This is a genomic window from Bradyrhizobium sp. CB2312 (genome assembly GCF_029714425.1).
Taxonomy (GTDB): domain Bacteria; phylum Pseudomonadota; class Alphaproteobacteria; order Rhizobiales; family Xanthobacteraceae; genus Bradyrhizobium.
In genome coordinates this window covers 6,890,189-6,904,205 of record NZ_CP121668.1, presented here as the reverse complement: position 1 = coordinate 6,904,205, position 14,017 = coordinate 6,890,189, and the positions used below count along the sequence as shown (strand labels likewise).

Genomic DNA, 14,017 nt, shown 5'->3' with positions numbered 1-14,017 from the left:
TGCGGGGAGGGAGCGTAGTCTTGGTCTGAGCTTGCAGCAAGGCGCGTCAAGAGCGCGGCAGTTCAGCGTAGCCCGCATGGAGCGGGCTGCGCTGTAGAAGATTATTACGGCGCCGGAACCGACAGCAGGCTGGAAATGCTGCGGCCGCGGATGTCGTAGACGCGGGCGAACACGACGTCGTCGCGCTTGATCTCGACCATCACGGGCGCGGTGAGGCCCTTGCAGTAGAACTCGCCGAGCGTCATGGCGAAGTCGGCCGCGTTGGAATCCCAGCCGATGGTGAAGTCGGGGCCGAGCGCGACCTGCGCCGGACGCTGTGGACCGCACACCGCCACCTTCCATTTGCGATTGACCGGCGGCACTTCCTGGCGCTCGACCAGCTGCTCGCGCAGCTCGTCGGAGGCCTGCTTGAGCGCGAGACCCCAATAGTCCAGCATGAAGCGGTCGTCGGCGCCGCGCACGGTGCCGGCGATGTGGTTGAAGTGCGTGTATTGATAGGGATGCAGCCGGATCATCTCGGCGAGCGAGAGCGCAAGGCCAAAGCAGAAGGTCGCGAGCACGACCGGCTGCCAGGTGCGGTGGTTGGCGCGCAGGCGTTCCATGGTCCAGGCGAAGGCGATGCCGCCCAGCACCGCCATCGGCGGGATCACGAACACGAAATGGCGGATGCCGTTGTACAGCGCCGGCCGCTTCACCATCGCGATCGCGAGCGGCAGCGTCGCAGCGAGCGTCAGCATCAACAGGATGGTCTTGCGGCGTGCCGGGACCTCGCGGCGCGGCAGCAGCGCGAAGGTGCTGACCACGGCGCCGCCCATCAGCACCAGCATCACCTCGGGCAGCTGCAGCGCGAACAGCGTCGGCAGATAGGACCAGGGCATGTCGGGCACGGACACGATCGCGCCGTCGAACATCTCCTTCCAGGGCTTCTCGAAGAAGTGCGAGAAATAGGTCAGCGCCTCGAAAGGATTGCCGGGCTCCATGATCGACCACGGCCAGATCAGGCCCATCACGAGATAGCCGAACACGAGGCCGGGCAACAGCACATAGACCACATGGGCGAAGCGGCGCACCGCCTCGCGCAAGCCTTCGTTGCGAAGTTCCTCCAGGAACAGCGGCAGGAAGCCGACCATGGCGTAAACCAGCGAAAGGCCGCCGAGAATGCGCGTGCCGAGCGCAAGGCCGGCCCCCAGGCCGACGATCAGGATCGTGCGCGGCGAAGGCTGCGGATATTCCTCCGCGAGCCGGACGAGGCCGAGCATCAGGATGATCATGGCCACCGCGAAGGGCGCATCCTTCGGGTTCATGAACATGTGGCCGTAGAAGATCGGGCACAGCGCGAGCAGCAAGAGTGAGGCAAGACCTGCAAGGGGCCCGCCGATACGGCGGCCGAGCCGCCACGTCACCGCGAGTCCGATTACGCCGACAACCGCGCCGACCAGGCGTCGCGTCTCGAACAGCTCGAGCGGAATGACCTTGTGCAGGAGGGCCGCGACCATATCGAAGCCGCCGCCATACATATAGAGGTTGGCGAAGGAGAGCGCCGCGGTGTCCTTGAAGCCGGAACCGAACATGCGCAGCAGCAGGTCGGCATATTCAGCGTGGGTGTAGTCGTCCCAGCCGAGCCCGTAGTCGCGGAAGGTCAAGCCTGCGATGACGGCGACCGCGGCCAGCACCAGCATGGCGAGATCGTCGCAAGTCCGTTCGACCGAGCGCCGCAGAGGCGTGTCGATCGCCGAAGTCGTGATGGATGTCATGGCTATTGGTGACCCGGAATCCCCTCTCGGCCCTGCTGGTGCGCGCGGGCCTGTTCCCCGGACTCCGTATAGCGCAGTTCCATAACCAAGTAATTGGGCATTATGGCTAAATTCCTGATGCGATGCAGCAAAACCGGGAACATGAAGCAGTCTAGCAGTAGCGAATCCTAGCTGAAGGGAATGTGAATAAGTCCCTGATTTCCTTCCCTTTAGGAACGCGGCCTACAATTCGCCGTTGGCGTGGAACATAGTATGACGGTATCGTGGCGTAGAGGATGTCGCGTGTGGATGCGCGACCTGGGGTAGGTTCGATGACCTTGGCATTGTTGATCGCGGGCATCGTCGCCGTCGTGGCGGGCCTCCTTGCGGTCGCTTTTGGCTTCACCGTCAGGGAATTCAGCCTCGGCAGCACCCTCATAATCTCGGGCACCATTGGCGTCTGCTCCGGAATGCTACTGGTCGGCCTGCATTTCGTGGTGCTCGAGCTGAGGGCCATCGCGCGCCGGCTGGCGGGATCGGCCGCGCCGTCCGAGGTTCGCGTCAGGCCCGTGCTGCCGGGCCTTGCGATCCCGGGCGCGCCCGCGCCCGAGCCGGCGCTTGCCCCGGCGGCAAGGAGCGAGCCCGCGCCGCCGCTACCTCCAGCCGCAAGCCCGCCGCCCTGGCAGAGCGAAGCCGCCGCACGCGAACGTCCGCGCGCCGAGCCATCGCCGCCGGAGCCGGAAGCTCCGCCCGCAGTTCCCGAAGCGCCGCGCCGGCGCAATTTGTTGTTCGCCTCGACCTCGCGCAAGGAGCGCGAGCGGGCGGAGGCGAAGGCCGCCGAGGGCGCGCCACCGCAGCCGCCTGGAGCGCCCACGGAGGCTCAGGAGACGCCGCCCGCAAGCTTCGACGACGCCTGGCCGAGGCCGGACCGTGGTCGGCCAGGCGAGCCGCCGGCCGCGCCGCGCCGCCCGCCGCCGCCACAGCGCTCGCCATCGAGCTTTGCTGAAGCTGCTCCGTCGTCACCACCACCGCCGCCGCCCGCGCCGGAGCCGCCGGCCGAGGAGGCGCCCGTGACGGTGCTGAAATCCGGCGTCGTCGACGGCATGGCCTATTCGCTCTATTCCGACGGCTCGATCGAAGCGCAGATGCCGGAGGGCATGATGCGTTTTGCCTCGATCGACGAGCTGCGCGCCCATCTCGACCAGCGGGGCTGAGCTCCGCCGCGTCCAAGTAAAGCACTGCCGTACTTGTCTCGTCGTCAGTAATCAGCCCATATTCGTCAGTCGTCTCATTTCAGCCGAACGTATTGTTGACAGGGAATACTTTGGTGGCGTCTCTGCGCAGAGACCAGATTTAGGGAAAGGTCGAGCCCATGTCGGATGCCGGGGCCAAGAATTTCATCGAGCTGACGGCGAGCATCGTGTCGGCCTATGTCGGCAACAATCCGACGCCGGCTGCCGAGATTCCGAACCTGATCAGCCAGGTGCACGGCGCGCTCGTGCGGGTGTCGTCAGGCCGATCCGAGGGGGTGCCGCTCGAGCCGGCCAAGCCGGCGGTGTCGCTGAAGAAGTCGATCGCGCCGGACTATCTGGTGTGCCTCGAGGACGGCAAGCGCTTCAAGTCGCTGAAGCGCCATCTGCGCACGCAGTACAACATGACGCCGGAGCAATACCGCGAGAAATGGGGCCTGCCGGCCGACTATCCCATGGTCGCCCCGAACTACGCGGTGGCGCGCTCGCAACTGGCCAAGCAGATGGGCCTCGGACAGCAGCAGCGGAAGCGGAAGTAGTCCGGCCTCGGACCTCGTAGGGTGGGCAAAGCGAAGCGTGCCCACCGTTCCGAGTGTGATCAATGACAACTGGTGGGCACGGCGCAAGAGCGCCTTTGCCCACCCTACGGCACTTCCTACGACGCTTCCGCCAGTGCCTCTTTCGCGTCGGTCTTGATGCGCTCGACCATCGAGCGAAGGCCGTTGGAACGCTGCGGGGTCAGGTGATCGCGGAAGCCGAACTCGTTGAACACGGCGATCGCGTCGGTATCGAGGATCTGCTGCGGCGTGCGGCCCGAATAGAGCGCGAGCACGATCGCGACCAGGCCGCGCACGATGTGGGCGTCGCTGTCGCCGCGATATTTCAGGACCGGCGCGCCACCATCGCGCTCGACCAGCTTCTGGAGCCAGACCTGGCTGACGCAGCCATTCACCTTGTTCGCGGCGGAGTGCTCGGCCTCCGGCATCGGTTCCAGGGTGCGGCCGAGCTCGATGACGTACCGGTAGCGGTCGTCCCACTCGTCCAGAAGCTCGAAATTGTCCCTGATTTCGTCGATCGTCGTCATATCGGCCCAAAGTTCCTGTTCGAGCCAATATAGGGACGCGAAGAGCCGAAATCGATAGGGTTTGGGGTCTAATTCGCCTGCGACGGGCCGCGCCATTCCAGCGCGAGATCGTCCTGGATCAGGGTGTCGCGCGGCGCCTCGCTCGTCGCAATGTCGCCTTCGCCGGCCAGCGCGATCGAGCCGGTGTGGTCCGGCGCCTTCTTGTTGTAGCTCTTGTTGTCGTTCTTGGCGTCGTTCTTGTCGTTGGTGATCTGCTCTTTCTTGTCGTTGATGATCTGGTAGATCTTCTTCGCGCCGTCCTGGGCGCGCTGGCCGATGATGGTCGCGGCCTGTCCGCCGACCTCGCAGGCCGCCGGCTGGCGCTTGCAGAACTGGCTCATGTCGGACACGGCCGCGGTCGCGGCCTGCACCGCATCGGCGGCGCCGACCTGCGGCAGCTTCTCTGATTCGGGCGTCTTGTCCCGCGGCAGCAGCACGAGCACGAGCCCGAGCCAGAATGTGATGCGGAGCAGAAAGCGCATCTGATCGACCTGTATGTTAGATCCCGCCGCGGCGATGTCCGCGGGCTTGCGACCTAGCAACTCTCGATAAATCGCAAGTGATTGCTTCGAGCTTAATTCGCGGAAAATTGACGCAAAAAACTTCGCGAGGGCGCGGCCTCGTCGATTTCGATTGATGCCGGGACGGAAGCGATCTTTCGGGCTGCCGCATCCACCATTTCGAAACCATGAGCGGGACAATGAAACCCTGTGTTCACCATCCCCGCTGAAGACGTCGTCAAATCGTCTAAAAAGCCCCGTGTTGACACCGTGTACGGCCGCGCGCGGCGCTGCCTTAGCACTCGTTTAAGGTCGCTCTGACACGGTGGCTCAACGACAAGGAGGCGTTCCGGCGCGTCTTTTGACGAGTGAGCCGAAGCGCGAGACCCGTGACAGTTTTGAGTATCATCCGCGATTGTCTCGATGCGCTGCTGCATCCCTCCGCGCGTTACGATGCGCTGACGCGTGCGCGCCATCGTGCCTTCATGGCGCCGCGGCTGCTCGGCAGCCTGGCCGCCTTCGCCGCATTTCCCGTCTATCTTGCCATGCGCGGTGCGCCGAGCGCGATCGAGGTCGCCGCCTTCGCGTGGCTGATCGCGCCCATCCTGTTGTCCTGGTTCCTGTCGCGCACCGGCCGCTACGAAGGCGCGCATGTGCTGTCGTCGCTGGCGCTCGCCGGCCTGATCATGGCGATCGCGGGCACCACCGGCGGCATCGAATCCTTCGCCGCGATCTGGCTGGTCGTGGTTCCCCTTGAAGCTGCGCTCTCGGCCTCGCGCCGCGTCGCCGCCTTCGCCTCACTGCTTGCGCTCTCCTGCGCGGCGCTGCTGATCCTCTTCAGCCAGCTCGGCTGGCTGCCGGCGGGCGACATCAGCGCCGCCGAACGCGGCGTGCTGATGGCTTTCGGCGTCGCATCCGCGACGCTCTATTCCGCGGGCCTCGCGTTCGGCGCCGAGTCGCTCACGCGCACCAGCGTGACGCTGCTGTCGCGCGAGGAGGAGCGCTATCGCCTGCTGGCGCGCAACATGAGCGACGTCATCTCGCGGCATCAGCGCAACGGCGCGGTGCAGTTCATCTCGCCGGCCGTTGAGGCCATGCTCGGCATGCCGGTCGCGCAGCTGCTCGGTCACGGACTGTTCGACCGCGTCCATGTCGCCGATCGTCCGGCCTATCTTACCGCGCTGTCGGATGCCGCGCGCGGCGACGTGCGCAGCGTCGAGTTCCGGCTGCGGCGCGAGCCCGATGGGGCCGAGCGCGGCCAAGGAAATTATCACGTCGATTTCATCTGGGTCGAGATGCGCTGCCGGCCGCTCGATCAGGATATGAGCGGGGATGTCACGCGCGAGGCCGAGGTCGTCGCGGTGATGCGCGACGTCACCGACCGCAAGCTGTCCGAGCAGGCACTCGACCAGGCCCGCAGCGCCGCCGAGGCGGCCGATGCCGCCAAGACGCGCTTCCTCGCCACCATGAGCCACGAGCTGCGCACGCCGCTCAATGCCATCATCGGCTTCTCCGAGATGATCGCGCAGGAGCAGACCCTGATGCTGGGTGCGGCCCAGCGCAAGGAATACGCAGAGCTCATCAACGCGTCCGGCCAGCATCTGTTGTCGGTCGTCAACGGCATCCTCGACATGTCCAAGATGGAATCGGGCAATTTCGAGATCGCGTCCGAGCCGTTCGCGCCGCGCGCCTCGCTGATGCATTGCTGCAACCTTCTGGCGCTGAAGGCGCGGGAGAACGGCATCGACCTCATCACCGATGCGCCGCAGGATCTGCCCGTGATCACCGGCGATCCGCGCGCCTTCAAGCAGATCGTGCTCAACCTCGTCGCCAACGCCATCAAGTTCACCGAGCGCGGCGGCCAGGTCACCGTGACGGCCGCGGCATCAAGCTCGCAGCTCACGCTGCGCATCAGCGACACCGGCGTCGGCATTGCGCCCGACGATCTCAAGCGCATCGGCGCGCCGTTTTTCCAGGCCGGCAAGACCTATCAGCGCCGCCATGAAGGCACCGGCCTTGGACTTTCCATCGTGAAGAGTCTCGTGGCGTTGCATCTCGGCGAATTGACGGTACAAAGCAGGTTAGGCGAGGGCACCGCCGTCACCGTCAAGCTGCCGCTCGTCTACACGCCGCCGCAAACCACGATCTTCGATGGCAAGCCGTTTGACAGCAAGGTCACGACCTTGACGCCGGTGTTGCGCCAGGAAGCCTACGACCAAATTCACGAAGAAATTCACGAAGACCTCAACGACCAACCCGCTCTGGTGAAGAAAAGTGCCTAAGAAGTCTGCCAAGGACGAAGCCGCTCCGCGCCGCCGTGGCGCCAAGGGTGGGGCCAAGGCTGCGGTCATCGACGTCGAGACCGAGCGTAACCTCGTGATGCGCGTGCTGCTGCACAGCCCGAAGGACACGCTGGCCGGTCTCGTCGCCGTTGCCGCCATCGCCGCGATCGTCGCCAATGCGCTGTTCCTGCAGACCGGCCGCCATCCGGCGCCGATGTTCGGCACCGTGATCAATCTGCCCGTGCCCTCGTCGGTGCCGCTGTCGAATCCGTTGCCGCGTCCGCGTCCCGTCGGCGCCGACACCTCGCCGCTCGAGCCGAGGGCGACGGAGTTTCGCGTCGAGCCCAAGCCCGCCGAAAGAGTTGCCGAGAAGCCTGTGGAGAAGCCGGTCGAGGCAACCGCATCGACGGCGCGCGCGGGCAACGATCCCATGACCAATCTGGTCAAGGCGACGGCCGCGACGCCGTCGTCCGCGATGCGGCCGCCGGCACCGATCCCGCTGCCGCAGAGCCCGGCCGCGCGGCGCATCGCCGGCGTGCAGCGCGCGCTGTCCGAATACGGCTACGGCAATCTGAAGATCACGGGCACGATGGGCGGCGAGACCCAGTCCGCGATCCAGAAGTTCGAGCGCGAGCACAAGATGCCCGTCACCGGCCAGGTGTCGGATCGCCTGCTGCGCGAGCTCGCCGCCGTGATCGGCCACCCCGTCGAATAATTGTCGGGGTTGCGCATATCCACGCTCCTGACGGCCCTCGCTGCCGCTGCGCGGGCGGACACTTCATCACAATTGACTTAGGATTATTTTGTAGCTACAAAATAATCCTGTGAAGATCGTTTGGGACGAACCGAAGCGCCGGGCCAATCTCGACAAGCACGGGATGGATTTCGCGGATCTCAACGAGACCTTCTTCGACAATGCCTTGGTTTTGGCCACCTATGGCAACCGCTGGCGCGCGATCGGCATTAACATTCGTGGCGTTGTCTCAGTCATCTTCGCGACCCGCGGAGCTGAGGGCGTAAGCATCGTCAGCATGCGCCCTGCCAGCAAGAAAGAAAGGAGGCTCTATGAAGAAAACCGTCGCTAAGAAGGGTTACACCGCGCGGGACATGCGTGCGGTGAGCGACAATCCGGAATGGACCAAGGATGACTTCGCCAGGGCCAAGACTTTCGATGAGGTTTTCCCAGGTATGCGGAAGGGCCGCGGTCCCAATAAAGCACCGACAAAGCGGCAGGTGACCTTGCGCCTAAGTCCCGTGGTGGTCGACCATTTCAAGGCGGAAGGTCCGGGGTGGCAGAGCAGGATCGATAAAGAATTGCTCAAGGTGGTGAAGCGCAAGCGTACTTCCGCGGCGGGTTAGCTCATGCGCCTGAAATCAAACATCTGGGTCTCCGCTTATCTGCGCCGCTGCCAAAACGAGGGCGTGTTCGGCGCGGTGCGCCGCCGTGGCGCCGAGGAGGCGGGCGCAGTGTTCGTCAAGGTGTCGCTGCTCGACGGCAACGCGATGCTCTACGTGCCGGCGCCGCAGACCGTCTATGAGGACGGCCGCCCCGTCGATCGCTTCTTCGTGCCGGTCGCGCAGCAGCCCCTGCCGGAGCACACGATCGAGGAGCGCCTGACCAAGGAGCTCCGCTTCGATCCCGACGCCTGGATCGTCGAGACCGAAGACCGCGCCGGGCGGCATTTTCTGGATTTGGCGAAGACCTAAAGCATGATCCGGAAAAGTGCGCAGCGGTTTTCCGAAAAGATCATGTTCAAACAACAACCTGAAGCGCGATGACGATTCATCCTAATCTCATCGCGCTTTAGCGGTCGGACCCGTCAGTTCCCGTCCGCACCGCCGGCGCGGAGCCGGGCTGCACGCCCGGGCGCGTCTGGCTCGCGCCGGCACGGGCGCGCTGGCGCTCGCCGTCATGCAGCGCGGGCTGGTATTTTGCGCGCGTCACGGCGAGCGTGGAGCCGCGCCAGGCCGCCAGCATCACCAGCGCCGAGCGGTCGCTGAGGCGGTCGTAGAGTCGCGACAGCCGGTACACCTCGTTCACGGAGTTGCCGATCTCCGGCTTGAAGAACAAGAGGATGCGCTGGAAGTTCGGGCTCGGCATGTCGAGCGCGCGCGCGGCGACCGCGAGCGCCTCGCCGCCGGCATCATCGACGATTTGCGCGGCAACGCGCGAGGGCAGGATCAGGCTGTCGCCGAGCTCATAGGTGAAGTTCTCGACGTCATTGGCGATTGCCGCCATCTCCAGGATCTGGATCGCGCGCTTGGCGCGCACGGTCGGGATTCGCGGCGCGGCTTTCAGCGGCGTCTGCGCCAGATTGTGCAGGATCAGCGCGCGCTCGGAGGCGCCGGCGCGGAAGAACATGTCATGGATCTCGGCCGCCTCCTTGGGCTGCATCGCCATGCTGGTGGCCATGCGCGCTTCTGCATCGGTCGGCGCGCGGCTGGGTGAGGGCGCCGATGCCGGCGCGGGGATCTCGCGCGCGAGCGGAACCCTGCGGCCTTCCTGGGTTGCGACCAGCCCGAGCTTCTGCAGGACCGGAACCGGCGTCTGCGGGTAGATCGCGAGCTTCGCCTTGATGGCCGCGCGCGTCGCATCGTCGACCTGGTCGATCAGCCGCGTGGCGAGCTCGACGAATTGCCGCTGCTCGTCGCCGCTGTGGGTGCTTGCCTGAACATAGAGGTCGGTCAGCACGCGCAGCAGCGTCGGACGAACATCGACGCCTTCACGACGTGACAGGGTCATCAGCCCGTCGAATCCGGGAAACAGCGACTTGGTCATGGAGAGGTACGCAACTTGGAAGAGACACTTGGCGCGAACCTAGCGCAGGTTCGTTTAAAGCCTCGTTAAGGAAAACGAGGCGTGAAGCCCGCTCGGCAATTTAAGGCATTATCGTGCCGCAACGGGACGGCGGGCGGGGCCGTGTGGTTACGGTCCCGAGGGGCATGTTTACACCCCGTTAACCATGAGCTGATCTTAATGAAGCCATGTTGCAGGGGCGCGTTCGGTCGCGCGGCAATTGAAGAGAGCTGACATGGGGACCATCATCGAATTTCCGGCCGGTCGCCGGGTAGGCTCGTCGGGGGACGCCACACCGCGCACGGACACGGGAACGATCGTGATTCTCCCCGTGATCCGCATCGAGCGCGAGAGCGACGAAACCAGCGGCGATCGCGGGCCGGAGCAGGGCACAGCGCCGGGGCGCCGTCGTCGCCGCCGCTAGTCCGGCTGTTGCAATGCCGGAAGCCCCCCGTCAGATCCGCAAAGTCCTATTGCCCATCCTGCTCGCAGGCGTCGGCGCGAGCCTCGCCGCCTGCAGCGGCGGCGATTTCGGCCGCACCCGCGCCGACATGCGCAGCGACGACATGCATCGCTGGCTCGGCGTCGAGGCCACCGGCAGCGTCGGCCTGAACGCTTCGCAATTCCAGCTCACCGACGAGGAACGCCAGCTTCGCGATCTCGCCTATCCCATGATCGAGCCGCCGCTGTCGCGCCCGGCGTGGAAAAGCGTGTTCGGCGACTACAAGCCGCTGCCCTCGCCCTGGCGCCAGAAGATCGTGTTCGACCGCACCATGTACGGTCGCACGCTGATCGACGAGCCGCACCGCTCGCACTCCTCGCGCTATGCGCAGCTGATCGAGGACGTCCGCAACGACATCACCCGCTTCGAGCCGTTCTTCGCCTCCGCGATCCGCGTCATCGACCTCGACAGGAAGCGCGATGCCACCATGCCGCGCGTCTCCGCGCTCTCGCCGCGGGAGAGGGACGATGCGGTCGCGCGCATGCAGGAGAACTCGCTGATCGTGCAATGGGTGCAGCAGTGCCTGGAGCAGCGCGTCTCGTCCTATCGTTGGGCGCTGGAGCGGCTGGTGATCCAGGCGCCCGACGGCATGGCCGCCGATGCCGACCGTCTGATCGGCGAGCTCGCCGCCCAGACCGCCAACCCGCCGGTCATGAGCCAGCCGCCTTACGGCCGCGCGGTCGTGGTGAAGGGCTAGGCGCATTGCGCGCGCCCGTCCGATCAGGCTTTCGCCGCAGCTTCTGCAGCTTCCCCACAAACTCCTTCAGCGCGTCCGACAGCGGGGCCGATGCGCGATAGGCGAGGCCGACCTCGCGCTTCACCTTGACCTCGATCTCGCGCACGGCGACATCAGGATTGCCGCGTGCCACCCCTTCCGGGACGATGGCGATGCCGACGCCGGCCGCGACCAGCGCCATCGCCCAGTCTTCCGACTGCGCGATTGCCGCGGTCTGGCGCCGCTGCGCATTGCGGCCGAAGAATGCGCTCTGCTCGCAATGGCAGCGGTCGATCAGGGGGACGTCGGCGAGATCGGCGGCACGGAGCTTGTCCTTCAGCGTCAGCGGATGCGACGGCGGCAGGGCCGCGACATAGCGCTCGCTCCACAGCGACACGAAATGCTCGTCAGCGCGCAGCATGCTCTTCGCGATGATCCGCGCGTCGGCGCGCTCGTCGCTGCCGACGAGACGAAGAGCGATGTCGCTGCGCGCCGTCAGCGGCTTCAGCAGTGCGATCGTCCGGGGCACGTCAAGCGTGCGCATCAGGCCCAGCGTCACCGTAGTCCTTGACGCAGGTTTCTTGAACAGGCTGCGCGCGGCATCGGCCTCGTCGATGATGCGGCGCGCGAGGACGTGAAACTGCTCCGCCGAGGCGGTCGGCGCGACGCCCTTCTTGTGCCGGATGAACAGGGTGGTGCCGAGCTCGGCCTCCAGATTCGTGATCGCGGTCGAGATCGACGGCTGCGACACGAAGCAGGCGCGCGCCGCCGCGGTCAGGTTGCGCTCGCGATAGACGGCGGCGAAGTAGCGAAGCTCGCGGATATCCATAGGATTGGCCTAGAGATAGCATCAATATTCGATATTTTACCTATGGATTACGTGGTGGCAAGAACGCGCCTGTCACAACAGGCGAGGGTCATCCATGAAAATCCACCATCTCAACACCGGCACGATGTGCCCGGTCGGCCGTCGCCTCGTGAACGGCACCGGCAGCCTGTTCCAGCGTGCGCGTCTGGTCTGCCATTGCCTACTGGTCGAGACCAATGACGGGCTCGCTCTGGTCGATACCGGCATCGGCCTTGGCGATATCGCCGCACCCGCCCGGCTGGGGCGGCGATGGCTGCGGCAGACCACGCCCAAGCTCGATCCGGCGGAGACGGCGGTGCAGCAGGTGAAGGCGTTCGGCTATTCGCCAGGCGACGTGCGCCACGTGCTGTTGACGCATCTCGACCGCGATCACGCCGGCGGCGTGCCCGACTTTCCCCATGCTGCCATCCACGTCCACCGTACCGAATACGACATGGCGGTGCTGCGCCAACCGGCGCCGCCGCAAGGGCGCTATGTCATGGGGCAGTGGAGTCATGGTCCGCGCTGGGCGTTCTACGACGAAGCCGGCGAGGACTGGTTCGGCTTCAAGGGCGTGCGCGCGCTCGGCGACAAGGACGCGGACGTGCTGATGATCCCGCTCGCCGGCCACACGCTCGGCCATTGCGGGATTGCAGTGCGCTCGGGCGACAATTGGCTGCTGCATGCCGGCGACAGCTATTTCCATCACGCCCAGCTCGACGCATCGCCGCGCGTGCCGTTGATGCTCGGCTATTTCCAGCGCAAGGGCGACATGGACCGCAAGCTGCGGATCGCAAACCAGGACCGGCTGCGCGCGCTGAAGCTGAGCCATGGCGACCGCGTGAGGATCGTCAACAGCCACGATCCCGCCGATTACGAGCGCTGCCGGTGCGGAGGGCATTGAGCGAGCGCCTTGCAGGGCGCGCGCCCGCCACGGTCTCTATCTGCCGGAGCCAGCTTTTTGATTCAGCAAAAGGCGATCCCTCACCGTCCGCGCGATCGCGGCCGGTGCCTCGTCGGGGATTGCAAAGCAGGAGCTCGCGTTGATCTCGCAGAGCACGTAAGTATCGGCGCCTGTCGCATCGCGCGGTCCGTACAGGAAGTCCGCGTCCCAGATCACCGGCAGCGAGCTCTCATCGATGCCGAGCGTCGCCATCATCTGCGGCGTCCGTTCATCCTCCATCGCGCGCCGCAGCGCCTGGAATTCCGGAGCGTCGGGTCCATGCATGATCCGCGGGCCCGGCTGCGCGTCGGGCGAGTCAGGGCCTTCCGGCGGCGGCGGGATCAGGGCCTTGATCTTCTGATGCCCAAAGCCTGCGACCCTGGCGCCGCTCATGTAGCAGCGGATCATGCCGTCGGGCAGGCGGGGTTGAAACGCCTGGTCGATGATGCCGCCGCCCCAGCCGAAATACGGCTCGCATCGCGCGAAGAGGGCATCGAGCGGCATGTCCTCGGGCATGCTGCCGCGCTGCGCATGGAGCACGCGCATTATGTCTTAAGTGCCGGGCAACGCCTCCACCTTCCAGACGCCTTGGCCGCCATTGCCGCGGTTCTGCTTCAGCACGCGCGGGCCATCGGTCCGAAGGCGCGCCGGAAATTCGGCGCGGAAACTTGCGGCGGTGTCATAGCGATGCGTGTCGGCGCCCCAGCCGAGATGACGCGTCCTGTAGAGCACCTCCTTGACGCCCATCTTGAGGATGATTTCGGGATGCGCGCTCACCCACGGCCCTTGCGCTGCGACGTCGCGTAGCAGGGCGTCGAGCCCGGCGCGCGTCTTGCCCTGATGGATCGGATCAACCCAGACCAGCACGCCACGGGCGGCGAGCAATTGATCGCGGACCGCGTCGGTGAAGGCCTCGTCGTAGATCACCGGATGCGCTTCGATGCCGAGCGCGGCGAGGGCCTCGAAGACGCGAACGAAGCGGCTGTTCTGCGCTGTCGTGTCGCGACGCGCGGCAGCGTCTCCGCGGGAGAGGATGGCGACGGTTTGACGGGGAGAGAAGTGTTGTTCGGTGTCCATGCGCAAGCTCCACGAATTTGCGTGCTGCGCAGAGCTTGGACCGAGGTCTCACGGGGAGTCTGCATCGTCCCCACAGAATTGCTCGCTGGATTTCAAGAGAGCGTCGGTTCCATCCGGGTGGTGAATTCTTCGTGACGCGCATCCGGCGGTTTTGCGGGATGCTCCGGTTGACAGCCCTGCGGTCCGGGTTTCTACGTTAAGGCATCGGGGATGTGCGATCTCCCCGTGAGGCGACATGCCCAAGCATC

Annotated in this window: 15 protein-coding genes and 1 pseudogene; 10 read left to right on the top strand and 6 right to left on the bottom strand. The window is 65.6% G+C overall.

The genetic code is table 11. The features are described from left to right. Positions 1-104 precede the first annotated feature (104 nt). Complete coding sequence (locus QA642_RS33710; protein WP_283080734.1) at positions 105-1,754, bottom strand: glycosyltransferase family 39 protein; 1,650 nt, start codon at positions 1,752-1,754, stop codon at positions 105-107. A gap of 311 nt (positions 1,755-2,065) precedes the next feature. Here QA642_RS33710 and QA642_RS33705 point away from each other — a divergent pair, with 311 nt between their 5' ends. Together QA642_RS33705 and QA642_RS33700 are read left to right on the top strand one after the other, a co-directional pair. Then, positions 2,066-2,947, top strand: a complete 882-nt coding sequence (locus tag QA642_RS33705) for a DUF308 domain-containing protein (protein ID WP_283080733.1) — start codon at positions 2,066-2,068, stop codon at positions 2,945-2,947. 158 nt (positions 2,948-3,105) lie between these two features. Next, positions 3,106-3,522 carry a MucR family transcriptional regulator gene (locus tag QA642_RS33700; RefSeq protein WP_283080732.1) on the top strand — a complete coding sequence of 139 codons (417 nt, stop codon included), beginning with the start codon at positions 3,106-3,108 and terminating at the stop codon, positions 3,520-3,522. Between the two features lie 116 nt (positions 3,523-3,638). Here QA642_RS33700 and QA642_RS33695 read toward each other — a convergent pair whose 3' ends face one another. Together QA642_RS33695 and QA642_RS33690 are read right to left on the bottom strand one after the other, a co-directional pair. Continuing rightward, positions 3,639-4,067 (bottom strand): SufE family protein, encoded by a 429-nt coding sequence (locus QA642_RS33695; RefSeq protein ID WP_027558762.1) that lies wholly within the window; start codon positions 4,065-4,067, stop codon positions 3,639-3,641. 68 nt (positions 4,068-4,135) lie between these two features. Then, entirely contained in the window at positions 4,136-4,588 is a 453-nt protein-coding gene (locus QA642_RS33690; RefSeq protein WP_283080731.1) for a DUF5330 domain-containing protein, read from the bottom strand. A gap of 407 nt (positions 4,589-4,995) precedes the next feature. Here QA642_RS33690 and QA642_RS33685 point away from each other — a divergent pair, with 407 nt between their 5' ends. The 5 genes from QA642_RS33685 to QA642_RS33665 all read left to right on the top strand — a co-directional run bounded on the left by QA642_RS33685 (position 4,996) and on the right by QA642_RS33665 (position 8,595). Further along, positions 4,996-6,888: a PAS domain-containing sensor histidine kinase gene (locus QA642_RS33685; protein ID WP_283080730.1), complete on the top strand. Its 1,893-nt coding sequence runs from the start codon at positions 4,996-4,998 to the stop codon at positions 6,886-6,888. Continuing rightward, positions 6,881-7,603, top strand: coding sequence for a peptidoglycan-binding protein (locus QA642_RS33680; RefSeq protein ID WP_283080729.1), 723 nt, complete (start codon positions 6,881-6,883; stop codon positions 7,601-7,603). The genes QA642_RS33685 and QA642_RS33680 overlap by 8 nt, the downstream gene beginning before the upstream one ends. Before the next feature lie 109 nt (positions 7,604-7,712). Continuing rightward, on the top strand, positions 7,713-7,973 hold the full coding sequence (locus QA642_RS33675; protein ID WP_283080728.1) for a BrnT family toxin: 261 nt from the start codon (positions 7,713-7,715) through the stop codon (positions 7,971-7,973). Beyond that, complete coding sequence (locus QA642_RS33670; protein ID WP_283080727.1) at positions 7,954-8,247, top strand: BrnA antitoxin family protein; 294 nt, start codon at positions 7,954-7,956, stop codon at positions 8,245-8,247. Before QA642_RS33675 ends, QA642_RS33670 begins: the two co-directional genes overlap by 20 nt. A 3-nt stretch (positions 8,248-8,250) precedes the next feature. Then, a complete protein-coding gene (locus QA642_RS33665) occupies positions 8,251-8,595 on the top strand; it encodes a DUF1491 family protein (RefSeq protein ID WP_283080726.1) in 345 nt (114 codons plus the stop codon). A 97-nt stretch (positions 8,596-8,692) separates the two neighbouring features. Here the strand turns inward: QA642_RS33665 and QA642_RS33660 are convergent, their stop codons facing one another. Beyond that, positions 8,693-9,667: a DUF2336 domain-containing protein gene (locus tag QA642_RS33660; protein WP_283080725.1), complete on the bottom strand. Its 975-nt coding sequence runs from the start codon at positions 9,665-9,667 to the stop codon at positions 8,693-8,695. 253 nt (positions 9,668-9,920) lie between these two features. On the opposite strand from QA642_RS33660, the gene QA642_RS33655 reads away from it, so the two are divergent. Then, positions 9,921-10,109, top strand: a complete 189-nt coding sequence (locus QA642_RS33655) for a hypothetical protein (RefSeq protein ID WP_235539389.1) — start codon at positions 9,921-9,923, stop codon at positions 10,107-10,109. Between the two features lie 13 nt (positions 10,110-10,122). Next, positions 10,123-10,884 carry a hypothetical protein gene (locus QA642_RS33650; protein ID WP_283080724.1) on the top strand — a complete coding sequence of 254 codons (762 nt, stop codon included), beginning with the start codon at positions 10,123-10,125 and terminating at the stop codon, positions 10,882-10,884. Here QA642_RS33650 and QA642_RS33645 read toward each other — a convergent pair. Continuing rightward, positions 10,838-11,731, bottom strand: coding sequence for a LysR family transcriptional regulator (locus QA642_RS33645; protein ID WP_283080723.1), 894 nt, complete (start codon positions 11,729-11,731; stop codon positions 10,838-10,840). The genes QA642_RS33650 and QA642_RS33645 overlap by 47 nt on opposite strands. A gap of 94 nt (positions 11,732-11,825) precedes the next feature. Between QA642_RS33645 and QA642_RS33640 the strand changes: the two genes are divergently transcribed. After that, positions 11,826-12,653, top strand: coding sequence for an MBL fold metallo-hydrolase (locus tag QA642_RS33640; RefSeq protein WP_283080722.1), 828 nt, complete (start codon positions 11,826-11,828; stop codon positions 12,651-12,653). Positions 12,654-12,689: 36 nt separating this feature from the next. Here the strand turns inward: QA642_RS33640 and QA642_RS33635 are convergent. Further along, positions 12,690-13,769 (bottom strand): annotated as a pseudogene (locus QA642_RS33635) (Cj0069 family protein). Positions 13,770-14,017: the final 248 nt, after the last annotated feature.